Origin of the sequence: Rhizobium sp. Nf11,1 (assembly GCF_050587665.1) — a bacterium.
Lineage (GTDB): Bacteria > Pseudomonadota > Alphaproteobacteria > Rhizobiales > Rhizobiaceae > Rhizobium.
In genome coordinates this window covers 1-22,553 of record NZ_JBOBHU010000034.1, presented here as the reverse complement: position 1 = coordinate 22,553, position 22,553 = coordinate 1, and the positions used below count along the sequence as shown (strand labels likewise).

The 22,553-nt window shown below is 56.9% G+C and carries 17 protein-coding genes and 1 pseudogene; 10 read left to right on the top strand and 8 right to left on the bottom strand.

Annotated elements, in window-relative coordinates:
* The first annotated feature begins 84 nt into the window (after positions 1–84).
* Both hisN and ACQ7C1_RS30020 read left to right on the top strand, forming a co-directional pair.
* Positions 85–870: a histidinol-phosphatase gene (gene hisN, locus ACQ7C1_RS30025; protein WP_430960951.1), complete on the top strand. Its 786-nt coding sequence runs from the start codon at positions 85–87 to the stop codon at positions 868–870.
* Between the two features lie 339 nt (positions 871–1,209).
* Positions 1,210–1,483 (top strand): annotated as a pseudogene (locus ACQ7C1_RS30020) (IS6 family transposase); the annotation flags it as partial.
* Between the two features lie 152 nt (positions 1,484–1,635).
* Here the strand turns inward: ACQ7C1_RS30020 and ACQ7C1_RS30015 are convergent.
* The 4 genes from ACQ7C1_RS30015 to ACQ7C1_RS30000 form a co-directional block, all read right to left on the bottom strand.
* Positions 1,636–3,363: an ABC transporter ATP-binding protein gene (locus ACQ7C1_RS30015; protein WP_430960950.1), complete on the bottom strand. Its 1,728-nt coding sequence runs from the start codon at positions 3,361–3,363 to the stop codon at positions 1,636–1,638.
* Between the two features lie 7 nt (positions 3,364–3,370).
* Positions 3,371–4,495 (bottom strand): ABC transporter permease, encoded by a 1,125-nt coding sequence (locus ACQ7C1_RS30010; protein WP_430960949.1) that lies wholly within the window; start codon positions 4,493–4,495, stop codon positions 3,371–3,373.
* A gap of 11 nt (positions 4,496–4,506) precedes the next feature.
* A complete protein-coding gene (locus ACQ7C1_RS30005; protein ID WP_430960948.1) occupies positions 4,507–5,493 on the bottom strand; it encodes an ABC transporter permease in 987 nt (328 codons plus the stop codon).
* 125 nt (positions 5,494–5,618) lie between these two features.
* Positions 5,619–7,559, bottom strand: coding sequence for an ABC transporter substrate-binding protein (locus tag ACQ7C1_RS30000; protein WP_430960947.1), 1,941 nt, complete (start codon positions 7,557–7,559; stop codon positions 5,619–5,621).
* A 299-nt stretch (positions 7,560–7,858) separates the two neighbouring features.
* On the opposite strand from ACQ7C1_RS30000, the gene ACQ7C1_RS29995 reads away from it, so the two are divergent.
* A complete protein-coding gene (locus ACQ7C1_RS29995; protein WP_430960946.1) occupies positions 7,859–10,075 on the top strand; it encodes a methyl-accepting chemotaxis protein in 2,217 nt (738 codons plus the stop codon).
* A 27-nt stretch (positions 10,076–10,102) separates the two neighbouring features.
* Here the strand turns inward: ACQ7C1_RS29995 and gudD are convergent, their stop codons facing one another.
* From gudD to ACQ7C1_RS29975, 4 genes are read right to left on the bottom strand one after another with little or no spacing between them, the layout of a single operon-like run.
* On the bottom strand, positions 10,103–11,470 hold the full coding sequence (gudD, locus tag ACQ7C1_RS29990) for a glucarate dehydratase (RefSeq protein ID WP_430960963.1): 1,368 nt from the start codon (positions 11,468–11,470) through the stop codon (positions 10,103–10,105).
* 53 nt (positions 11,471–11,523) lie between these two features.
* Complete coding sequence (locus tag ACQ7C1_RS29985) at positions 11,524–12,417, bottom strand: hypothetical protein (RefSeq protein ID WP_430960945.1); 894 nt, start codon at positions 12,415–12,417, stop codon at positions 11,524–11,526.
* 42 nt (positions 12,418–12,459) lie between these two features.
* Complete coding sequence (locus tag ACQ7C1_RS29980; protein ID WP_430960944.1) at positions 12,460–13,365, bottom strand: NAD-dependent epimerase/dehydratase family protein; 906 nt, start codon at positions 13,363–13,365, stop codon at positions 12,460–12,462.
* A 3-nt stretch (positions 13,366–13,368) separates the two neighbouring features.
* On the bottom strand, positions 13,369–14,091 hold the full coding sequence (locus tag ACQ7C1_RS29975; protein WP_430960943.1) for a FadR/GntR family transcriptional regulator: 723 nt from the start codon (positions 14,089–14,091) through the stop codon (positions 13,369–13,371).
* Between the two features lie 394 nt (positions 14,092–14,485).
* On the opposite strand from ACQ7C1_RS29975, the gene ACQ7C1_RS29970 reads away from it, so the two are divergent.
* The 7 genes from ACQ7C1_RS29970 (at position 14,486) to ACQ7C1_RS29940 (ending at position 22,259) form a co-directional block, all read left to right on the top strand.
* Positions 14,486–15,715: a mandelate racemase/muconate lactonizing enzyme family protein gene (locus tag ACQ7C1_RS29970; RefSeq protein ID WP_430960942.1), complete on the top strand. Its 1,230-nt coding sequence runs from the start codon at positions 14,486–14,488 to the stop codon at positions 15,713–15,715.
* A gap of 292 nt (positions 15,716–16,007) precedes the next feature.
* Positions 16,008–17,024 (top strand): D-2-hydroxyacid dehydrogenase, encoded by a 1,017-nt coding sequence (locus ACQ7C1_RS29965; protein ID WP_430960941.1) that lies wholly within the window; start codon positions 16,008–16,010, stop codon positions 17,022–17,024.
* A 59-nt stretch (positions 17,025–17,083) separates the two neighbouring features.
* On the top strand, positions 17,084–18,625 hold the full coding sequence (locus ACQ7C1_RS29960) for an ABC transporter substrate-binding protein (RefSeq protein ID WP_430960940.1): 1,542 nt from the start codon (positions 17,084–17,086) through the stop codon (positions 18,623–18,625).
* Positions 18,626–18,680: 55 nt separating this feature from the next.
* Positions 18,681–19,598, top strand: coding sequence for an ABC transporter permease (locus tag ACQ7C1_RS29955; RefSeq protein WP_430960939.1), 918 nt, complete (start codon positions 18,681–18,683; stop codon positions 19,596–19,598).
* Positions 19,599–19,611: 13 nt separating this feature from the next.
* The gene (locus tag ACQ7C1_RS29950) at positions 19,612–20,544 is read left to right on the top strand and encodes an ABC transporter permease (protein WP_430960938.1); all 933 of its coding nucleotides are present in this window, start codon (positions 19,612–19,614) and stop codon (positions 20,542–20,544) included.
* Positions 20,541–21,431 (top strand): ABC transporter ATP-binding protein, encoded by an 891-nt coding sequence (locus ACQ7C1_RS29945; RefSeq protein WP_430960937.1) that lies wholly within the window; start codon positions 20,541–20,543, stop codon positions 21,429–21,431. The genes ACQ7C1_RS29950 and ACQ7C1_RS29945 overlap by 4 nt, the downstream gene beginning before the upstream one ends.
* A 9-nt stretch (positions 21,432–21,440) precedes the next feature.
* Positions 21,441–22,259: an ATP-binding cassette domain-containing protein gene (locus ACQ7C1_RS29940; RefSeq protein WP_430960936.1), complete on the top strand. Its 819-nt coding sequence runs from the start codon at positions 21,441–21,443 to the stop codon at positions 22,257–22,259.
* Positions 22,260–22,553 lie beyond the last annotated feature (294 nt).

Genomic DNA, 22,553 nt, shown 5'->3' with positions numbered 1-22,553 from the left:
TGCCGATGCACGCCCATCCGACACCGACCAATGTAGGCAGCGGCTGTCTTAGCGACGAGCGCTCAACGATGACAGGAATGACCGATGAAACTTCCCACAGCAGACTTTTTGCACAGACTGGCCGACGCCGCTGATCGGGAGACGGCCGCCCGATTCCGGCAAACGCTTGAGACCTCGACAAAACCGAAAGCGGGATATCGCTTTGATCCAGTGACGGAAGCGGATCGAGAGGCCGAATTGGCAATGCGGGCGTTGATCTCCGCGGAATTCCCTGATCACAGCATTATCGGTGAGGAATATGGGATCACCGGATCAGGTGTTTGCCAATGGGTCCTCGATCCGATCGACGGTACACGTCCTTACCTGCTTGGAATTCCAGTGTGGGGGACTTTGATCGGCTTTTGCGAACAAGGACGAGCGACTGCCGGCATGATGAGCCAACCGATCACCAGAGAGAGATTTTGGGCTCACAGGGGGGAGAGCTGGCTCAAGACTGGCAACGCCACAGCCAGCCTGAGGACAAGTGCGTGCGCGCAGCTATCGGATGCCGCGTTGCATACCAACTCGCCTGAAGGCGTTCGCAGGAACCCTGACGTACGGTTTGATATACTGGATGACTCCGTCAAAATGACCCGGTACGGCGGCGAGTGCTACGCTTTCGCCATGTTGGCGGCGGGCCACATCGACATCTGCGTGGAATACAGCCTGCAGCCCTATGATATCGTTCCGTTAATCCCACTCATAGAGGCGGCGGGAGGCGTGGTAACGACATTTGACGGCTCGCGGCCTGAAAATGGAGGCCGCATCATCGCTTCCGCGAACAAGGATCTCCATGCAGCTGCGATCAGTGTCTTGATGCAAGGGCGGTGAGCCATAACCGCTTCTGCAGTGCAAACGCATCAAGCATTTGAGGTTGGTCGAAGCACCACGGTATGTCCGGCAGCCTTGAGTAAATCGAAGCAAATGAGGAGATGGCGAGTGAGTGAGAGAATTCAGCGCGATGCGAGGGCTGTGTTTCTGCCAGCATTCGATACATTGGATTTCCATGACGTAATGGCTCCTTTCATTGATGCCGGCGGGTGCTCGGTCCTGATTGGAGAAACCCGCTCCGAATACGTTTCACGGCGAATGTCCGCAGACCGCCTCGCCACAGAGAGCAAACAGGCAGTGATGGAGCTGTCACGTTGTCCATGGCTTAACGGTTGACGGATAATCGGACGTGATGAGCACGCCGACCATCAGCTATAAGAACCACCGTTTCCCACCGCAGATCATCGCCCGTGCCGTCTGGCTGTATTTCCGGTTTCCGTTAAGCCTGCGGCTGGTGGAAGAAATGCTGCTGGAGCGCGGCATAGTCGTGTCCTACGAAACGATCCGGCGATGGGCCCGCAAATTCGGTGCGACCTACGCAAAGCGACTGCGCAGAAAGAAGCCGTCACGAAAGGATATCTGGCATCTGGACGAGGTGGTCGTGACGATCGGCGTTTTTTTGTACTGTTCCAATGAAGTTGTCTAATGATGTGGCGTGGCCCTTACGACGTCGGACCCTATCGACGAGCAGTGCTCGTGTGGTAAATCACGTCTGGCAAGGGCCACCAGAGAAACCCAAACTCGCTTGCTCGGGTCGAACCAATGCTATGACCTGAGGTTTTGTCCTGCAGCGTAACGGAACCGTCTCGAGCGATCGCGGTCGCGGGGATCCGGGCGGGGAATGGCCGAGATGAGCGCCTGGGTATAGGGGTGGTCCGGCGCGTTGCAGACCTTGTCCGCCTCACCCATTTCGACGAGCTTGCCGCGATACATGACACCCACCCGGTCGCACATGTAGCGAATGACACCGATGTCATGGCTGATGAAGATATAGGCGAGGCCGAGTTCGTCCTGCAGCCGCATCAGAAGATCGAGCACCTGGAAGCGCACGGAAACGTCGAGCGCCGAGGTCGCCTCGTCAGCCACGATGATGCGCGGGTTGAGCGTGATCGCCCGGGCGATGCCGATGCGCTGGCGCTGGCCGCCCGAGAACGCGTGCGGGTAACGTTCGCGCCCGGCCGGATCGAGGCCGACCTGATCCATCAGGTGGCAGACCCGCTCGTCGAGCTCCCTGCCGCGGGCGACGCCGTTGACCAGCAGCGGTTCGCCGATCACCTGCGCGACTGTCATGCGCGGGTTGAGCGAGCCGAACGGGTCCTGGAAGACCATGCGCAGTTCGCGCCGCGCGGCCTTAAGCTCCGCACCCTCGAGTTTTGCCAGATCGACGACCTTGCCGTCGGCGCGGCGATAGATCATCTCGCCGCCCGTCGGATCGTAGAGCCGCATGATCGAGCGGCCCATCGTCGTCTTGCCGGAGCCGCTCTCTCCCACGATGCCGAGCGTTTCGCCGGGAAGCAGCGCGATCGAGACGTCGTTCAGCGCCTTCATGTCGCCGAAATGCATCGAGAGATTGCGGATGTCCAGGATGGGTTCGGCGGAAGTGTCGAGCGGCGGCCGGGCCAGCCGAATCTCGGCCTTCTGCTCCAGCTTCAGCACCGAACCGATCAGCATGCGCGTATAGGGATCCTGCGGCGCATGGAAGATCTGCTCCACCGGTCCGTATTCCTTGGCTACGCCGTGATGCATCACCAGCACGTCGTCGGCGATCTGGGCAACGACGCCCATGTCGTGAGTGATGAACAGCACGGCCATGCCGGTCGATTGCTGCAGCCGTTTGATCAGGTCGAGAATCTCAGCCTGGGTCGTGACGTCGAGCGCCGTGGTCGGCTCGTCGGCGATCAGCAGCTGCGGTTTGCAGGCGAGCGCCATGGCGATCATGGCGCGCTGACGCATGCCACCGGAATACTGGAAGGCGTAGCGATCCAGCGCTTGTTCGGGATTGGGTATCTCCACCTGCCGCAGCAGCGAGACAGCCTCCGTCCTTGCCTGCGCCTTGCTCATGTTCAGATGCAGGCGCAGCACTTCGGTAATCTGGTCGCCGACCGTGTGTACTGGCGACAGCGACGACATCGGCTCCTGGAAGATCATCGCGATGTCGCGGCCACGCACCGAGCGGATCGCACGGCTGCGCGGGTCGAGCTTGGCAAGGTCGAGCGAAGTGCCGTCCGGGCGATGCAGTAAAATCGATCCCGAGGCGATCTGACCAGGCGAGTCGATGATCTGCAGGATGGAGCGAGCGGTGACGGATTTCCCCGAGCCGCTCTCACCGACCACGCACAGTGTCTTGCCGGGTTCGATCGAGAAGGAGAGATCGTTGACGGCCCTGAAGACGCCGGTGCGGAGCGGAAACTCCGTCACCAGGTTCCTGACTTCAAGCAGCGGCTTGCCCAGCGCAATCGAAGAACGGGGGGCGATGGACAGGATGTCGGTCATCGACGCCTCACTTGTTGTAGGGATCGGCCGCGTCGCGCAGGCCGTCGCCGAAAAGGTTGAGCGCCATGACGGCAACGACGACCGCCAGCCCCGGCATGAAGAGCCAGGGAGCGGTTGCGATGGAGCGGATGTTCTGCGCTTCACGCAGCAGCACGCCCCAGGAGATCGTCGGCGGCTGCAGACCGAGGCCGAGGAACGAGAGGGAGGTTTCCGCCAGAATCATCGCCGGCACGGCCAATGTCATCGACGCGATGATATGGCTGGAGAAGCTCGGCAGCATATGACGGAAGATGATGCGCCCTTCCGGCACCCCGTCGAGACGGGCCGCGGCCACGAACTCCTCCGTGCGCAGCGACAGGAAGCGGCCGCGCACCACGCGGGCAAGCTGCGCCCAGCCGGTAAACGACAGGATGATGGTGATCATCATGTATTGCACCGTCGCCGGCCAGCCCTGGGGCAGGGCGGCCGCCAGCGCAAGCCAGATCGGAATGGTCGGCAGCGACAGCACGAAATCGATGACGCGCTGCATGACGAAATCAATCCTGCCTCCGTAATAGCCGGAGATGCCGCCGAGAACGATGCCGAGCAGCAACGACATGAAGACGCCGACCAGACCGATCGAGAGCGATATCTGGGCGCCCTGGACCGTGCGGCTGTACACATCGCGACCAAGACGATCGGCACCGAACAGATAAAGCGGCTTCGATGGATCGGTGGTGGCGAGAAGATGGATGTTGCTCTCGAAGAGGCCGAGAACGGAATAGGTATATCCGCGTCCGAAAAGCTGGATCGGCACCTTCTTCTGGCTCGTATCCTCCTTGTAGATGGCGGCAAGCGTTTCTGGATCACGGCTGAGCTTCATCGGGTAGTAATGCAGACCGATTTCGAAGCCGTTGGTGGTGTCGATCAGATGCACGCGCTGCGGCGGATAGAAGGTCGAGCGTGCATTCTGCTGGATGGGATCGTTGATCGCAAAGAAGCCCGGGACGAGCGCGACGATGTACATGCAGATCGTGACGACCATTGCCGCCATGGCAAGCTTGTGGCGCTTGAAAGCCCACCAGATGAGCTGCCATTGGGAAGCGACCGCCGCGCGGTCCGGCCGGATATTGGTGGTGGAGACATCGACCATCGGGTGTCCTCCTATTCGAGCCGAATGCGCGGATCGACCAGCGCAAGCAGGATGTCGCTGATCAGCGAACCGATCAGGGTGAGCGCACAGATCAACAACACGAAGGCGCCGGCGAGATACATGTCCTGCGCCATCAGCGACTGCAGGAGCAGCGGCGCGGCGGTGGGCAGGTTGAGGACGATCGCGACGACGACGGAACCGGAGATCAGGTTGGGCAACAGCCAGGCAATCGTCGAGATGAACGGGTTGAGCGCGATGCGCAGCGGATATTTGATCAGCAGCCGGAATTCGGACAGTCCTTTGGCGCGCGCCGTCGTTACGTAGGGCTTCGGCAGCTCGTCGAGCATATTGGCGCGCATGACGCGGATCAGGCTTGCGGTGGACGAGATCGCAAGGATCGCAACCGGCAGCCAGAGATGCGTCAGCAGGTCGTACATCTTCGCGAGGCTCCAGGAGGCGGCCTCGTATTCCGGAGAGAAGAGACCGCCGACATCCGCGCCGAATTCGACCGCCGCCACGTACATCAGCACCAGCGCCAGCAGGAAGGACGGGATGGACAGGCCGAAGAAGGTGAAGGCCGTGAAGGTGTAGTCGCCGATCGAGTACTTCTTCACGGCGGAATAGACGCCGATAGGCAGCGCCAGAGCCCAAGTGGCGATCAGGCTCACAAGCGCCAGCACGAGGGTCAGCGCCATGCGCTCCCAGATCAGGCCCGAAACCGGCTGCTGCCATTCGAACGAAATGCCGAAATCACTACGGCTGATGATACCCCAGATCCATTTGAGGTATTGCACGATCATCGGCTGATCGAGGCCGAAACGCTCGCGTAGCTGGGCTGCGGTGTTCTGGTCGATGACTTCGTTGGAAGAGGCCAGCGTGGCGATATAGGTGGTGACGAAGTCGCCCGGCGGAAGCTGGATCAGGACGAAGGCCAGGAAGCTCACCGCAAACAGAGACGGGATCATCCACAGTAGGCGTTTAACGACGAATTTTAGCATGGAAAGCTCGCAATTCGGATTGCACGGCACGCCGATGCGACGCCGATGGCGGTCGCTTCAGCATTCATGCAATGGGACTGGAGGGGTGCCGCCGCCGATCAGGACGGCGGCACGTTCAAGGCAAATCAGCTCGTAAACGTGAATTGCTGCGGCAGGGCCGGACCGGGATTCGGCCACGACCAGCTGTCAGGCTGCTTTTCTGGAACGTTGCGGAGATTGTTGCGGATAATGCCGAAGCTTCCAACGGCAAGGCAAACGCCGATCGTCTCGAAACTATCCGCGCACAGGTCGAAAATCTGCCTCATGATCGCACCGCGCTTGTCAAGATCAGCGGTCGCTCGCGCCTCATCAAATAGCTTCATTCGCATCTTCTGGCTTTCCGGCGGCTCTTCGCCCTTGGCGCCGTTCGATGTGTACCAGAGTGTCCACGGGATGGCGTAACGCGATCCTTGAGGATGGAAAGCAAAGTAGTCGCGCGGGTCCAGCATTGGGTCCAGCCCTCCCGCTCCTGACCAAACCTGCGCATCGTGCGCGTTATCGTCGCCACGCGTGTAGTAGAGAGCCCGCTCCATCGTGTTTACCTTGATATCGATGCCAATCGCCGCCCAATGCGCCTTCACCAGTTCTAGCGCATCCACAAGATCGGGATTGAGCGTTGGAATAACATCGATGGCAAAGAAGACCGGCTGACCATCTGGCCGAAGGCGGATACCGTTGGCATTCTTCTTGTTAAGGCCAATCTGGTCGAGCAGTACATTGGCCTTTTCCGGGTCGAACTCCGTAAACTGCCGGGAAAGCCTCTCATAGTGCCAAGGATGACCCGGACGCGGGCCCGTCTGATAGGGCTCACTCTGACCAAAATAGACGATGTCGATGATTTCCTGGCGGTTGATACCGTGCGACAGCGCCTGCCGGAACGACTTGTCGGCGAATATCTTTCGCATCGCCGGATCCTTGTGGGTCATGTTCAGATAGATCTGGCACTGCTGCGCCGAGGAGGGCTCTAGCGTCATGAGACGATAGTCGCCCTTTTTCATATTCTGCGAGAGGGTTGGCTTGTTTGCCAAGACATTGATGTGTCGTTCCTGGATATCAATCTTGCCGGAGATAACGTTCAGCATCAGAGATTCGACGTCCTGCGAAATGCCGAAGTTGATTTCATCGATATAGGGAAGCTGATTACCTTCCGTGTCTACCTGCCAGAAATACGGGTTTCGCACCATCAAGACGCGTGTCGAGCCACCAGAATAGGGTTCTTTGACAATCCAGGGATCAAGAGTTGGTCGTTCGACATTGCTCCAACGCGATGGTATCTCGATATCACCGCATTTCGCTCGGAAGAGATCCGTCCAGCTCGACACGCCCGCCGCCTTAACGTCCGCGTCGAGGTTCTGATTGTATTTCGGCAGGAATTTGCTGCAGTAATGCTTGGCAAATAACGTCGGATGCTGGCCAAGCGGAGTGGCAAGGGTTTCAAGGTAAAGCGCGTTCGCTGCTGCAAAAGTAAATCTGACGGTGTAGTCGTCGATCTTGTCAACAGTCACAGGCTTGCCAGCGACCGACATTTGCGCAGGGGTTGAGCTGTAGAGTTCCTTGTTCTTGACGACGTCCTCAATGGCGAACACCACGTCATCGGCGGTGAACGGATGGCCGTCCGACCATTTAACACCCTTCAGAAGATAGAAGGTGAATTGCTTCGCATCAGGGCTGACCTCCCATCTCTCCGCCAGGTTCGGCTGGACTTGTGTGAAATCGAGATTCCATCGCACAAGACTCTGATTGCCAACCATCCGCAGAATTCCGTTGTGGTCGGACGACCCACGCAGACCGCGCCGAAGCGTGCCGCCGTATCTGCCAATCTTTTCCCACGGTTTCACGACCATGGGATTTTGCGGAAGGCGGTCGGCCAGTGGGGGAAGCTTTCCATCCTTCACCAGCGCTGCAAGCTGGGGCGCTTCTTTCGCTTGGGCGGCCTGGGCATGTCGCCCCACAATCGACAAGGCGGCGGCCCCGCTCACCCCGGCCATAAAGGTACGGCGTGTGATCTTCGACATTTCATCGTGCATAGTACTCTCCTCCTCAAGACGTCCCTCAGCACGCGTCAGTCTCGTGGTGCTCCTCGCACGAGCCTTCGCTGCCTTCGCCCAAAACCATAAAGTTGTTTGAAGAAATTACAAGTAGCTACATATCTGGACAGATAAGAGCGTATTCTATCAAAAACACGATGATTGAAACCCTATCTTAACAGCTTTCGACGATTTGTGGGTGAAATCACCATATGTCGGACATGTTGGAGGGGATGATGCCACACGCTCTGTCAAGTGCTTTGCCACAGGGGTTCTCGACCCTCCTATCGTCGGTAAGAGTGAAATTCGCTCTGATCGTCATTGGCTGCGCGCTCCTCTCATGTATTGCAGTGAGCCTGTTGAGTTATCAGATTGGAAAACGTGGACTGATCGAAGCCAGTAATCTCCGGCTCGACGCGTTAGTGACGACGCGGGGGAAGGCGCTGGCCGCCTACGGAAATCGCATTGACCAGGCTCTAGGCGAGATCAGCCAAAATACAGCCATAGGGGATATGGCCAACAACGCTGCGGCATTTCTCACACCCTACAAGGACGCAGTCGCGAGGGTCTTCCAGGATAAGTCGAAGTCGATCGAAGAGAGGGCATCCTATGATGGTGCCGATCAGAAGCTGATCTACTCGGTCCGCTATAGCGGTATCCATGGCGTGCTGGCGGCCGCCAGAAAAAACGCAGACGTGAGTGATATCTACATTGTCGATCGGGAGGGGCTGATCGTCTACACGGTCACAAAAGGCGATGAGTTCAATACGAACATCGCTGACCCGGTTAACGCTGCGATCGCGGGTTTTTATACGGGCGTTGAGAAGCAAGAGGGTGCGACGATCACCCGAACCGGGTTCATCAACGCTCCCTCGGAAGACAGCACGATATCGGCTTTTGTCGCCAAGCCTCTAACAGTCTCCGTATACGGACGCACCGAGCGACGGGGTACGGTTATCATTCGAATTGCAGCGCAAAAATTAACAGCACTTCTCGAGTCGGATGCTTCGTCAGTGGATGAAGCGTTTATCCTGTCAGAAGACGGAGAAGTTCGCGCCGGTCTCACAGGCGGGGGCGCTGTCTCCACCCCGCTGCTGTCAGCGGCAAAGACAGGGTCCTCTGGTTCGATGTTCGCGACCAGTAACGGACAACGGATGTTTTATTCGTTTCGGCCGATTCAGCTTTTTGGCGAACGGCATCTGCTTGTCATAGGGCAGAGCGAGAGCAAGATGCTAGCTTCAGCTGATGAACTTGCGCGCTGGGCATTTTTCGCAACGATGGTTGTCCTTATCATCGTGGGAGCAATCGGTTTTTGGGCTTCGTCAAAATTTACGAAACCGCTTGTTTCGCTAGCGAGCTTGATGGAACTCCTTAACGGCGGCGAGAGAGACTTTCGTATTCCGACGCTTGAAAGGAAAGACGAGATAGGCAGCATGGCACGCGCCCTGGAGGCTTTTAGGCAAAGCGCCATCGAGAAGGCACACATGGCCGAGCGCGCCAGGGTAGTCGCGGATGAGATCGAAGTGGAACGGCTTCGAAATGACCAGGAAAAGGAAAAATCTGCACAAGAGCTCCAGAAAGCCGTATCAGCATTAGCTGCTGGCCTGCAAAGCTTGGCAGATGGAAAACTCACAATACGATTGAAGGAACCATTTGTAGGATCCGTCGATGACCTGCGAGACGACTTTAATCGATCGTTGGATCAGCTTGAAACTACCATAGTCGCGTTAGCGCGCAGCGCCGACACGATGTATGCTGGATCTGCGGATCTTGGCGCGGCGTCGAAAAATTTAGCTCACCGGACCGAACACCAGGCAGCAACATTGGAAGAGGTAGCCGCTTCCGTTGACGAGATCACGTCATTGATAAGCGGTCTGCTCGACCTTTGCGAGACCGCTGTCACTGCGACGGCACACACCCATGCGAGTGCGCAGCAATCAGCAGCCGTTGTGACGGATGCTGTCGCGGCAATGGAACGAATGGAGCGATCTTCTTCCAAGATCATTCAGATCATTGACGTCATCGAGCAAATCGCATTCCAGACCAATCTCCTCGCTCTCAACGCGGGCGTCGAAGCCGCACGGGCGGGTGAGGCTGGAAAGGGTTTCGCAGTTGTAGCACAAGAGGTGCGAGATTTGGCACAGCGATCCTCAGATGCTGCCAAAAGCATCAGTGATCTCATAAATACGTCGACCAGGGATATCGCCAGCGGTGTTGCGCTGGTTCACAAGACTGGGGCGCATCTGACGGAGATCGAGGGCAAGATCGGCGTAGTCAATTCTCAAATTAAACTAATAGCGGACGCAGCTCGAGATCAGTCGACGAAGCTATCAGCGATCAATGGGTCGGTAGCTGCTCTTGATCTTGTTACGCAGCAGAATGCTGCAATGGTCGAGGAGACCACTGCGTCCGCGGTGACCCTCGCGAATGAGGCCGATAGCCTGAAGCAGCAAGTTCGCCATTTCGTGATCTCTGAGAGCAATAGTGCGAACTGGAGCGGAGCTCGGGTCGCGTAACTCCGTCAATATCTGTAAAACGCCCCTTCACGGTCTGAGCAAGCATGGCCGCCTATTGTCGAACCGCCAGTCCTTGATCAGGTATTGCATGGCGATCGCGTCGTCGCGTGCGCCGAGCCCATGCGTCAGGTAAAGGTGGTGAGCCTGCTCAACTTGTCCCATGTCCAGTTCGACGCCGAGGCCCGGCCGGTCTGGTACCGCGATGTGACCGTCTTCGATCTTGAGCGGCTCCTTTGTCAGTCGCTGCCCGTCTTGCCAGATCCAGTGGGTGTCCAGGGCGGTGACGCGGCCGGGGGCTGCGGCGCCCACATGGGTGAACATTGCAAGCGAAATGTCAAAATGGTTGTTGGAATGGGAACCCCAAGTCATGTTGAAATTCTGGCAGATTTGCGCAACGCTCACCGAGCCTTGCATGGTCCAGAAATGCGGGTCGGCAAGCGGAATATCGACGGATTGCAGCTGGATGGCGTGCGAAAGCTGACGCCAATCAGTCGCCACCATATTGGTTGCAGTCGGCAAGCCGGTTGCGCGTCGGAATTCAGCCATGATTTCACGGCCGGAATAACCTTGTTCGGCGCCGCACGGGTCTTCCGCGTAAGCCAGCACATCACCGCGCCCTTTGCAAAGCCGAATTGCCTCTTCCAGTGACCACGCACCGTTCGGGTCGAGTGTCACACGCGCTTCCGGGAAGCGACGAGCGATGGCCGTCACGGCTTCGATTTCCTCCTCGCCACGCAGGACGCCACCTTTGAGTTTGAAGTCGCGAAAACCGTAGCGATCGTGCGCCGCCTCGGCGAGACGAACGATCGCTTCGGGAGTGAGCGCCTCTTCATCTCGCAGTCGCGACCAGGCATCGGTTTCATGTTTGCCGTCACGATAGGGAAGGTCCGTTTTGCTGCGGTCGCCGACATAAAACAAATAGCCGAGCATTTCGACCCGATTGCGCTGCTGGCCGTCGCCAAGCAGGGCGGCGACCGGCACGCCCAGATGTTGGCCAAGCAGGTCCAGGAGAGCAGACTCCAGCGCCGTTACGACATGGATCGTAATGCGCAGGTCGAATGTCTGCAGGCCGCGGCCGCCGCTGTCACGCTCGCTGAACGTCGTACGGACCTTCTCAAGCAGTGCGTTATAGCTCCCGATCGATTGCCCGATGAGAAGCGGTGCGGCTTCCTCCAGCGTCCTGCGGATCGCTTCGCCACCGGGAACCTCACCGATGCCGGTATGGCCGGAATCGTCTTCGATGATCACGATATTTCGTGTGAAGAACGGTCCATGCGCTCCGCTGAGATTAAGCAGCATGCTGTCCTGGCCGGCGACCGGAACCACCCGCGCCGACACGATTCGTGGTGTGTGGGATGAACTGCGACTGTTATCGGCCCCCGCATTTTCTAACATCATAGCTGAAGCCTTTGTTCGCCCATGAAATTGTCCGTCATTTCCGTCAAGGTTCAAGGTCCAACCAGAATGGAAATGCTACCAAGCATCGTCTCTCCGGGGGCTAACTCCCTAATGCCCGCAGTGGGGCGCAGATCCCTCGGCAAGGAGAACGCGCCGCTGAGATGAGATACTGGCTCCAGACACGCGTACGTCGCCGTGCGGTGCAGAACCAGATATTCAAGGGCAGACTTTCTGAAGAGCGACACCAATCCCATTGAGGTCAGGAAGGACGCTCGCGACCAATTTGAAAGCTGTTTGCTCTGGGGATCAACGCCGAAAGAAGTGCTCTCAAGCGGTGTAGCGGCCGGACTGTCTCCCGATCCCGCAGGTGGGAGGGTCCAACATTGTTGGGCATCGCAGGATAGCGGAACGCCGGACGCAATAGCAAAGTAGGGATGCCAACCGATCCCGCCCGGGGAGGGGCGATCCGATGTATTCACGAGGCTTAGGCCAACGTCCAGGCACCGATCGCTGATCGAAAAATGCTGATGAGCTTTGAAGTCATAGGGCCACTCCTCGTCTGCTTCGTATTCGAGGCTGATCGACAGGGTACAAGAGGAGTGGCTGTCTATCCTCCATGGTCGCCGTTGCGCGGGACCATGCATCGCATCCCCACCACGGTACGGATTTCCTCGAAGCTGGAAAGATTGCTGCTCTGTAACGACAGCAGCATTTTTCAGACGACCGTGATACGGGAAGAGGGGAAAGGCGCCGGCTTTAGGCCAATCGTGCTCGTCATAGGGGTGTTCATCCATCGGGACAAGCACGTCACCATAGGCCCTGTGCATCAGTTGTAATAGGCGCCCGCCTGCCATTACAGAAAACGAAGCTTCGAACGGTCCGCTGCGAATAGTTACCAAACCATAGTCCTGTTGATTGGTGTCGGAAAAAGTTAGACCTTGCAACGATCGGCTTCACGCCACCCGACACGACGCGCGGATGAAACACTAATCAGCGTCTGACAGACGTTCTCTGAGGACGCCATCATGGTCGATGGCGCAAAATCGTCCGCCCTGAAAGTGATCGGAGATATGACGGTTTTTCACCGTTGAAGGGGTGTCCTCGACTGGTGCCGTATGATCCAGGCCTCGATCCAAGGGATTATAACCGAGCTTGAATGCTATCGTGTTATCCCACCACATCAACGGACTTCGTGACACTCCGTACACGGTCGTGCAATCGACCCCAGGGCTCTCCAGCCCTATCATCACCAACTGAGCCAAGTCGCGAGCGCTAACCCACGTAGCCCGGCTCCGCTGATCACTTCTGCTGTCTTCAGGCTCCATTGTTGCGTTGGCGATCCGAATTATAAAGCTTTCGATCCCGTACTTTTGGAAGTAGAGGCCCGCTTCCAACTCGTTCCAACATTTCCCGAGACCATAGAGGCTGTCAGGCCGCATGGGGCCGTCGGGTGATACCCGCTGATCCCGGGCGAAGAACCCCGTCACGTGGTTGCTTGACCCGAGGACAACTCTTGAAATTCTCAGCTGCCGCGCGGCCTCATAAATGTTGTGGGTACCCAGAACATTGACGCGGACAATGTCTTCGATAGGTCGTTCACCTGGAAATCCCGCGAGATGAACAATCGCGTCGACACCCTTCAGAGCATCTACCGTCGAGTTGAAATCACAAATGTCGACCGCAGACCAAGTCTCGTTTGCGCGGGCATCATCTGGAGCTAGGAGGTCGAGGATGCGGATCGATCTTACTTTCCCATGCAATGCAGCTCTCAGCTTTTTTCCGACTCTCCCAGAGCCGCCGAAAATAGCCACCACTTTGTCGGAATAAACGGGCACAACCCGACCTTCTGATGCAGGGGCTGCATCAGCGTCGCATTCTTCATCAGGTGACACCAACTAAACTCCTTCGAACATTCGCTGGCGCGCGTTTAGGATATGGCGCTGCATTGCCGCGCCAGCGCCGTTTTGGTCGCGTCGTTGGATTGCCTCGAAGATTGCGTCGTGTTCGAGCTGAACCGCGCGAAGACGCTCAGGAGTGCGCATAAGACTTAACTGACGTGTGATGTTCATCCCAGTCGCGATATGGGACGCCATGGATATTTGAATGGAAATATAGTACTGGTTCCGGGTAGCCTGAGCAACTGCCTCATGGAAACGTCGGTCTTCCTCAATCCCGACAGTGCCGTTCTTGAGACATTTCTCCAACAGCTCCAGTGAATCCTTTAGCCGCTGGAGATCTTCCTCTTGCCATCTTTCCGCCGCCAAGGAAGCGGCGGCCGCCTCATGACCTGCTCTAAATTCGAAGCAACGTTGAACATCCGCTAGTGAACTGACCTGTGAAAAGCGCAGAACCGCCATATCGGGCTGCCGGGTTACATAGGACCCAGAACCTTGTCGGGATACAATCACTCCGTCTTCCCGTAGACGGCCAAGCGCCTCACGCACCACGGTTCGAGATACCGCGAATCGTGACGAGAGATCTGTTTCCGATGGCAACCTACTGTTTATAATGAGGTCGCCGCGGGCGATCAGGCCAACAATACCGTCATAGACGACGTCGCTGAGCCTGTCGGGCGCAGTTCCGTCCCTTACGGGATATTGCACGCCAATATCATTCATGTGTTCCACCTCAACCCTGCTCATCTGCGACTGCTTCTTGCTTCATACTTGCTATCGACAATTTTCGAACCTCGACCCAAGGCCTCGCTGGTCGCAACGACATCTGATATACGACATTCTACAAAACTTCACAACTTGAGATGATCCGGTTCGTTCTTGAGGGCTCCGAAAGGGCTCGCCCGCGTCCCGAATATGCCTAATCCTGTTGACTCCTGTCAATAGCTGTACTACGAGCTGAAGCGAGGTGGAGATCTTCAGACCCTAATGAAATCTCGCGGCCGGCTAAAGGTCCGCATTCTGTGTCGCCTTCCCGCGACGGAAGGTGCCGAAGCTCAATTGGCCGAGGAAGCCGCTCGCACGACCCACAATTTTTCCGGAGGTAAAAGGATATCCCATGAAAATCACTGATGTGAAGACCTACCTGATGCAGGTGGGCCCCCGCCCGGGTTTGCCGGGAGCGTCGCCAACAGGCGTTGCCGGTGAGGCAGATTTTCGTGGCTCGCGGAACTGGTTGTTCGTGAAAATTGAAACGGATGAAGGTGTTTCAGGCATCGGCGAGTGCTCAGGCTGGCCTCGGGTGGTAGAGACTGCTGTCCTCGACTACCGCACAATACTTATCGGTGAAGACCCCCGAGATATCGATCGCCTCTGGCATCGTTTGTTCGTCGGTTCGATGGGCCACGGGATGCTGGGCACCGTCGGCGGCGGTGCGCTGACGGGTATCGAGATGGCGCTATGGGATATAAAGGGAAAAGTGCTGGGCCAGCCGATCTGGAATCTGCTCGGAGGGCGTTTCCGAGACAAGATCCAGGTCTATGGTCATGCGAAGACGCCAGACCGCGCGCGTGAACTTCTCGACCGGGGATACAAGGCAGTGAAGGTCGGCTTCACTGGCGCGGTAGAATTCGACAAGGTCGCGGCCGTCCGCGAAGCGGTAGGCTCTGGCGTTGACGTCATGGTGGACGCGCACGGTCCATCCTGGATGACGGCGCAGGACGCAATCACCGTAGGGCGGGAGCTCGAACCGCTCGGCCTTCTTTTCTTAGAAGATCCGGTTGCTCCGGAAAACCTCGATGCGCTCCAGCGCGTTCGTGATTCGGTCAATATCCCGTTGGCCGCGGGCGAGCGCGTAAGCAACATCTGGGGTTCGCGACCCTACATTGAGCGCGAATTGGTCGACGTCATTCAGCCCGACACAGGTCGAGCCGGCGGCATTACCCAAATGAGAAAGATCGCTGCGATGGCCGAGGCTCACTATATCAGCGTAGCGCCTCATTCGGGTTCGCTCGGTCCGGTTGCGGAGTTCGCCGCTCTCCACGTGATGGCAACTATTCCGAATGCGCTTATGCTTGAGCGGGTGGAGATCGACTGGCCCGGACGCTACCAGGTTGTCAACCCCGTACTGAAGGCGGTCGACGGCTACCTGCCGGTTCCAACCGCGCCTGGCCTTGGTGTCGAACTTATCGAAGAAGAGATCGGCAAATATCCAAGCCGGCGCAACGTCGGCGAGATGCCCGCCAACGATGGTCGGGCGTATGAGCAGGATACGGCGTCGGAGTGCGTCTACTTCCAGACCAGGCTCCGGCGTCAGGCCCGATTGAGGCTTACCCCCACGGAAAAATGACCGCGTGACGGCGCGAATATGCGCTGTCATTGCGCTATCGAAAACATCAGACGTGAGCCGGGCAGCCGACCGGCTCACCTTTTGCTTCAAGATAGCCTCGCGCCCCGTTGTTTTTTCTCCGGCCGCTATAACGGGCTTTTTGAGAATGCGATTGGTAATGGCACAGGCTGTCTCGCCTCAACTTGTTTCTACTTGCATTTTTTTGTTAGACAGGTAATGTCACGGATGAAGGTGGCCAGACTTTTTGGGCTTGGCGCGGGAGTGTGGAGGTTTTGTAAGAATGATAAAGTCTATGCCAACAGTGGGCTCGACGGGTCGCCGGGAGATATTGTCCGTCCTGGCAACAGTTCCTTATGACCGCGCGGAACTAGACGAGTTGCGGGAAGCGGTTGCCCCCGCGCGTTTCACCTGGTGCGCAGTTGGTGACGTAGAAGCTATTTCGGCTGCCCTTCAGGAAGCCGACGTCGCGATCATTGCCGGAGACCTTGACGATCGTTTCATTTCGGCCCCGAAGCTTAAGTGGGTCCACTGTGACCATTCCGGGCTTACCAAATCCGCGCGTCCTGAAGTGTTCGAGAAGGGCCTTACTGTCACCGGCTCCGCCGGAAGATCGGCAGCTGCACTGGCTCAGCACGCTTTCTATTTTGCGCTCGCTCTGACCTATGATGCGAAACAACTGATCGCGAAGCAGGCCGAACATGCTTGGCGAGCAATCCCAAACTACGAGAACAAACTCGGCCTTGCCGGCAAGACGCTGGGGATTGTTGGCTATGGCCAGACCGGCGTCGAGATGGCTGCGTTGGGCAAGGCCTTTCAGATGCGCGTGATTGCGTACAACCGGAGCGTGGTTGAGGCACCGAAGAACGTCGATCTGATGTTGTGTTCCGAGCGCGGGGAAACAATCGCCCCCCTCATCGAGCAGTCTGACGTGATTATGTTGGCAACCCAGCTTACGGACGTCACCTACCATATGTTTTCAGCGCCCCAGTTTTCGAAGATGAAAAACTCGGCGTTGATCATCAACATGGCGCGCGGGCCAGTTATTGACGAGGTTGCTTTGATCGCAGCGCTTGAGAGCGGCGAGATCGCAGGCGCTGGGCTGGACGTATTCTCTAAGGAGCCGTTGCCGACGGATTCCCCATTGTGGGACCAGCCAAACGTGTTGATCACACCTCACATGACCCCAGGTCTACCGGATAAGCGCCGGCGCTCCATCAACATGATCTTGGACAATATTTCGCGATATCGCGAAGGCCGCCCGCTCCTGAATGCCCTTTCTCAGAAGGACATATTCACTCCCAAGGTGTGAGCCATGGGAATAAACATGACCGCCACCGCGGTGGCGCACCGCAACTCCAGGGAGGATTAATGATGCGGGGTTTTCTTTCGTCGATGATAAGCGTGGCGAGCGTAGCCACTATGATGGCCGCATTGCCAGCATGGGCTGCGGGTTCAGATAAAGCCATAACAGTCGTTCTCGCGGTCGAACTGGATTCGCTCGACCCCTGCGATACGCAGCCGGCGCAAAATGCGAACGTCGTTCGCGGGAACGTGTTTGAATCGCTTACGCATGTAAGTCCGGTTAACGGAAAGATCGAGCCGCTGCTCGCGGAATCCTGGAAACAGACAAGCGATAAGGAGTGGGAGTTCAAGCTGAAAAAGGGCGTGAAGTTCCACGACGGCACGGATTTCAATGCTGCAGCTGCCGCCGCAAATATTATGCGGACCCAGGGCGGACCAAATTACCCGGGGCTCGCATGCCTCAACAGCGGCCAGATACCTGATCCCGTCAAGGCAGAAGCGGTCGACGACGTGACGCTCAAGGTGACGACCTCGGTCGTTGATCCGATCCTGCCACTCCGTCTCTCCTATATAGACATCGGTGACCTTGCAAGTCAGAGCAAGCCAGCGAAAGTCCTCAACCCGGTTGGCACCGGTCCATACAAGTTCGTCAGCAGAAAGCAAGGCGACGCTGTGAAGCTGACCCGTTTCGACGGGTACTGGGGAACAGCTCCGCAGATCAAAGACGTAACTTATATAGTCCGCAAAGAGGCAACCGTCCGGGCTAGCATGGTAGAGACCGGCGAAGCGCAGATTGCGTTGAGCATCCAGGCTCAGGACGCCACGGATGACGGCCGAACAGTTACCTTCAAGGATAACCGCATCTTTGTCATGCGTCCCATGACGTTCAAGGAGCCTTTCAAAGATGCGCGCGTCAGACAAGCGCTGTCTTATGCAGTGGACCGTGACACCATTGTGCCAGCGATTTTGGGCGTTACCGGCGCGCCGTACTACCAGATGCTCGGACCTCAGGTGAACGCATACATTCCTGACTACGACGCGAAATTCGCTATGAAATACGATCCGGCGAAGGCGAAGGAACTGATTGCCGCCGCCAAAGCTGATGGGCATCCGGTAGATACGCCGTTCGATATCATAACACGTCCCGACATTCTTCCAGATGGGGGTGAACTCGTTCAGGCGATTGCGCAAAACCTGAAGGAAGTTGGCCTGAAGGTGAATATCAGAAGCATGGAAAACACGGCCTGGCGCGAGTTCCTCCGTCAGCCGTTCCCACCGGAGCAACCGCCGACGCTGCAGATGATTTCGCATGATAACACTTCCGGGGACGCGAGCTTCAGCTTCCCGAAGTATATCACTTGCAAAGGGATCAACTCAGCCATCTGCAATCCTGAGATCGATAAGCTCATCGCCGAAGCAGAAGTCGCCTCAGGAGACAAGCGAGCCGAGCTTTATCGCAAAGCCTCGGAAATTCTTTACAAGGAAGCTGGGTTTATAGGAATTGCGGAGCAGATCCGGTTGATCATGCTGGGCGACGGGGTCGAATACAAAGCCAACCCGCTTTCCGGACTTGAGATCAGGATCGCCGACGTTCGGCTGAAGGACTAGCCTTAATTTGACTTTGCTGGAGCCGAACCCGGCTCCTGCATCGGAGGAGTGAATCATGTATACTTATCTTGGGCGGCGGCTGCTGTCCGGGTTCATCACACTACTTGGCGTAGTCGTGGTGGTGTTTTTCATGTCGCGGCTGACTGGCTCTCCAATTGACCTTTTCTTTCCGGAGGGTGCGGAGCCGGCGCAAATTGAGGCATTCAACAAAGCCTACGGCCTTGATAAGCCCTTGGTGCAGCAGTTCGGCATTTTTCTTCTGAACGTCGCGAAGGGCGACTTCGGGACCTCCATATGGCAACAGCGTCCTGCCATGGAAGCCGCTCTCAGCGAAATGCCGATGACACTTCTTCTGGCGTCGATTGCAATGACTATCTCAATTCTGGTCGCCTTGCTCCTTGGTTCCCTTGCTGCTGTTTTCCGTTTCAGAACGGTTGACCGAACTATTACGATCCTCTCGCTGATGACGAGCAGCATGCCGCATTTCTGGTTTGCGCTTGTTGGGATTCTGATCTTCGCTGTTCAACTCCGGATTCTCCCGACGTCTGGTAGCAACAGTTGGCTTTCGTGGGTGCTTCCAATTGCAACCGTCAGCATCGGGCCTATCGGGGTTTTAACCCAGGTTGTCCGTGGCGCGATGATCGACGTATTGTCCTCGGGTTACGTCCGCAACGCCAGGGCCCGAGGGTTCAGCGCAAGACGTGTTGTCTTCAGGCACGCGCTGAGAAACGCCGCGCTCCCGATCATCTCCGTAGCGGGGGATATCGCAGCAGGAATGGTGAACGGTGCTGTTATCGTTAGCGTTGTGTTCGCCTTCCCAGGGATAGGGCGACTGATTGTCGGCGCCATTCTCAACCGCGACTATCCCGTTCTTGAGGCAAGCGTTGTCGTTGTTGGCGTGTCAATTATCCTATTGAACCTGCTTATCGACATCATTTGCTCGATTGTCGATCCTCGCATCAGACTGAACTGAGGGGAGAACCGTCTTGCAGTCCACCTCCACTATCGCCAATACCAAAATCAGTCGCTGGAGAGCTTCTCCGAAGTGGCAGATGTTTACGTCTTCCCCGCTTGCCGTTGTTTCGGCATTCTGGTTGATTTTCGTCGTCATCCTGGCGTTTATCGTAGCGCCGTTGGTCGTGGATCAAGCAAATCACCAGACGATCGCCATGAGGTTCTACGCGCCTTTCCGGTGGGACAAGGGATTTGAGTTTTTCCTCGGGGCGGACAGTCTCGGCCGGCCAATCATGCTGCAGCTGATCGTGGGAGCTCGAACATCCGTCTTGATTGCGATCTTCGCAGTCAGCATTTCTGCAGCGATCGGTTACACGATCGGGGTGATCTCCGGCTATTTCGGTGGCTGGGTCGACAACATCCTTTTGAGACTTGCCGATATCATTCACACCATTCCGTCGCTGCTGATGGCGCTTGTGGTGCTGTTCATCCTGCAGCCGAGTATCTTCAACCTCATTATCGTGCTCGGTATCACGCGCATCCCTGTTTACCTTCGGACAAGCCGGACCCAGACGATGGAAGTGCGCGAACGCATGTTCGTGGAGGTATCAAAGGCAATTGGGGCCTCGAACTGGCGGATTATCACCCGCGATATCGCTCCATTGGTCTTCCCCACAATCCGGACGCTTGCCATGCTTGAGGTTTCAGCAGTGATCTTGTCTGCCGCAAGCCTGACATTCCTGGGAATCGGTTTGCAACGGCCCGATGTCGACTGGGGGATGATGGTCTCTGATGGTCGAGCTTATTTGAAATCCGCTTGGTTTGTAGCGGTGTTCCCAGGTATCGTCATTGTTTTGACAGCGCTTTCGGCGAACATCCTGTCCAATTGGTTGCGAGCTGTTGAAGATCCGGCACAAAGCACCCTGTTCTTCCGCGCAAAAAAGAAGGAGGTTGCGAAAGCATGAGTAAGCTTCTTGAGATCTCCGATCTTAGAATCACGTTCGAGAGCGGATTTGGAAAAGTCGATGCTGTTCGAGGTGTCAACCTTGCAATGGACATGGGCGAGGCGATAGCCGTCGTCGGTGCGAGTGGCTCGGGGAAGACCGTCCTTGGCCGTTCACTTTTGGGGCTGGTCGACGCGCCTGGTGTCGTCCGCGGCAGCATCAAGTTCGGCGGAGCTGAAATCGTCGGTAGGTCGGAACATGATTTGCGAGATATCCGGGGACTCGGCATCGGCATGGTGTTCCAGGACGCCTTGGATGGCCTGAACCCGGTATATTCGATTGGCTCTCAGTTGAGCGAGACCTTTACGGTCCGTTTGGGCATGTCGCATTCGCAAGGGAAGGCGCGTGCTATCCAGATCATGGAGCAAGTCGGGATCCGGCGGGCGTCTGAGCGTTACAATGATTATCCGCATCAGTTCTCGGGAGGCATGCGCCAGCGTATCTGCATTGCCATGGCGATCGGGCTCAAGCCGAAGATCCTGATAGCAGACGAGCCCACCACCGCACTTGATGTTACAGTGCAGGCTGGCATCCTTCGCCTGATCAAAAGTCTGCAATCCGAAACGGGTATGGGTCTCATTTTCGTAACTCACGACCTTGCGGTCGCCAGAATGGTATCGACGCGCATTGTGGTGATGTACGCTGGACAGATCGTGGAAGAGGGACCGACCGAGGAAATTTTCCGTTTCCCGAAACATCCCTACACGAAGGCGCTTCTTGCTGCGCATCCCGCACGGGTTCGCACGTGGCGCGATCTTGAGCCCATTCCGGATGCATTCGTGACGGACTCTTCCTCTGGCGGCGACAGCGCTGGCCATGCCACCCCATCAATTGTCGTGACGAACTAGGAGTTAGCGATGAGCAATGTCGAGTTGAATAGAGACGCTCCACTGCTAGATGTCCAGCGGCTACGAAAGACATTCGGGGGCCGAGGAGGAAAGCCCGGTCCCATCGTGGCGGTTGACGACATAAGCTTCTCCTTGCAGCCTGGCGAGTGTCTAGCGGTTGTGGGAGAATCCGGCTCCGGGAAATCAACCCTGGCAAGGACGCTTCTAAGATTGGTCGAGGCTGACAGCGGAGCGGTGCTCTACCAAGGCAAAGACCTGCTGAAGCTCAGGCACGCCGAGATGCAGCGGCAACGGCGGTTTTTGCAGATGGTCTTTCAGGATCCCTACGCGTCGCTTCATCCGCGTCGTAATGTTGCACAACTGATCTCGGAACCTTGGCATGTGCATTCTGGCGTAGTCGAGAAATCTTCAAGACGCGAACGGATTGAAGCACTTCTGGCTGAAGTGAATTTGCCGCGACACTTCGTAAGCTACTATCCAAATCAAATGTCTGGTGGCCAACGACAGCGTGTCGCGATCGCACGCGCACTCGCGCTCGAACCGAAAATTTTGATCCTAGATGAGCCTGTGTCTGCTCTGGATGTCTCGGTTCAGGCCCAAGTGATCAAGGTGTTGATGAGCCTCCAAGAGCGCCGAGGACTGGCCTACATCTTCATTTCACACGATCTTCCGCTGGTCCGGCTTGTCGCCCATAAGGTCGCTGTTATGAACAAGGGCCAATTCGTTGAAGCTGGGTCGACGGACGAGATTTTTAACGACCCGCAGCATGAATATACAAAATCCTTGCTGGCTTCGTCACCGTCTGCCGGAGAATTTGACACTCACTGACTGCTGAAAATTGCATTTGTTGATTACTGAGGATTCGTTGGTATCAGGTTGAAGGGAACGCCGGTTTTCAATCCAATCTTCTCAAATTCTCGACGCAAGCCAACTGGAATAGGAATACCGTCGTGAGTCCTCTGGGTTCGGACGAAGACGCGTTCATGCCAGGATATCGGCTATCGCCATTGCCGGCTGCCTCCTAGATAATTCGTGATCCACAGCTCCATATCATCCTCATGCAATTTTGAGAGGAGCGAGGGAACCTCTCTCAGTGACAAGCACCTTTGCTCATATGTCCCC

What these genes read in the sequence shown, in the direction of transcription:
- hisN (WP_430960951.1), top strand. Translation starts at nt 85, where the DNA reads ATGAAACTTCCCACAGCAGACTTTTTGCACAGACTGGCCGACGCCGCT.
- ACQ7C1_RS30015 (WP_430960950.1), bottom strand. Translation starts at nt 3,363, where the DNA reads ATGACCGACATCCTGTCCATCGCCCCCCGTTCTTCGATTGCGCTGGGC.
- ACQ7C1_RS30010 (WP_430960949.1), bottom strand. Translation starts at nt 4,495, where the DNA reads ATGGTCGATGTCTCCACCACCAATATCCGGCCGGACCGCGCGGCGGTC.
- ACQ7C1_RS30005 (WP_430960948.1), bottom strand. Translation starts at nt 5,493, where the DNA reads ATGCTAAAATTCGTCGTTAAACGCCTACTGTGGATGATCCCGTCTCTG.
- ACQ7C1_RS30000 (WP_430960947.1), bottom strand. Translation starts at nt 7,559, where the DNA reads ATGCACGATGAAATGTCGAAGATCACACGCCGTACCTTTATGGCCGGG.
- gudD (WP_430960963.1), bottom strand. Translation starts at nt 11,470, where the DNA reads ATGTTAGAAAATGCGGGGGCCGATAACAGTCGCAGTTCATCCCACACA.
- ACQ7C1_RS29975 (WP_430960943.1), bottom strand. Translation starts at nt 14,091, where the DNA reads ATGAATGATATTGGCGTGCAATATCCCGTAAGGGACGGAACTGCGCCC.
- ACQ7C1_RS29970 (WP_430960942.1), top strand. Translation starts at nt 14,486, where the DNA reads ATGAAAATCACTGATGTGAAGACCTACCTGATGCAGGTGGGCCCCCGC.
- ACQ7C1_RS29965 (WP_430960941.1), top strand. Translation starts at nt 16,008, where the DNA reads ATGCCAACAGTGGGCTCGACGGGTCGCCGGGAGATATTGTCCGTCCTG.
- ACQ7C1_RS29960 (WP_430960940.1), top strand. Translation starts at nt 17,084, where the DNA reads ATGATGCGGGGTTTTCTTTCGTCGATGATAAGCGTGGCGAGCGTAGCC.
- ACQ7C1_RS29955 (WP_430960939.1), top strand. Translation starts at nt 18,681, where the DNA reads ATGTATACTTATCTTGGGCGGCGGCTGCTGTCCGGGTTCATCACACTA.
- ACQ7C1_RS29945 (WP_430960937.1), top strand. Translation starts at nt 20,541, where the DNA reads ATGAGTAAGCTTCTTGAGATCTCCGATCTTAGAATCACGTTCGAGAGC.
- ACQ7C1_RS29940 (WP_430960936.1), top strand. Translation starts at nt 21,441, where the DNA reads ATGAGCAATGTCGAGTTGAATAGAGACGCTCCACTGCTAGATGTCCAG.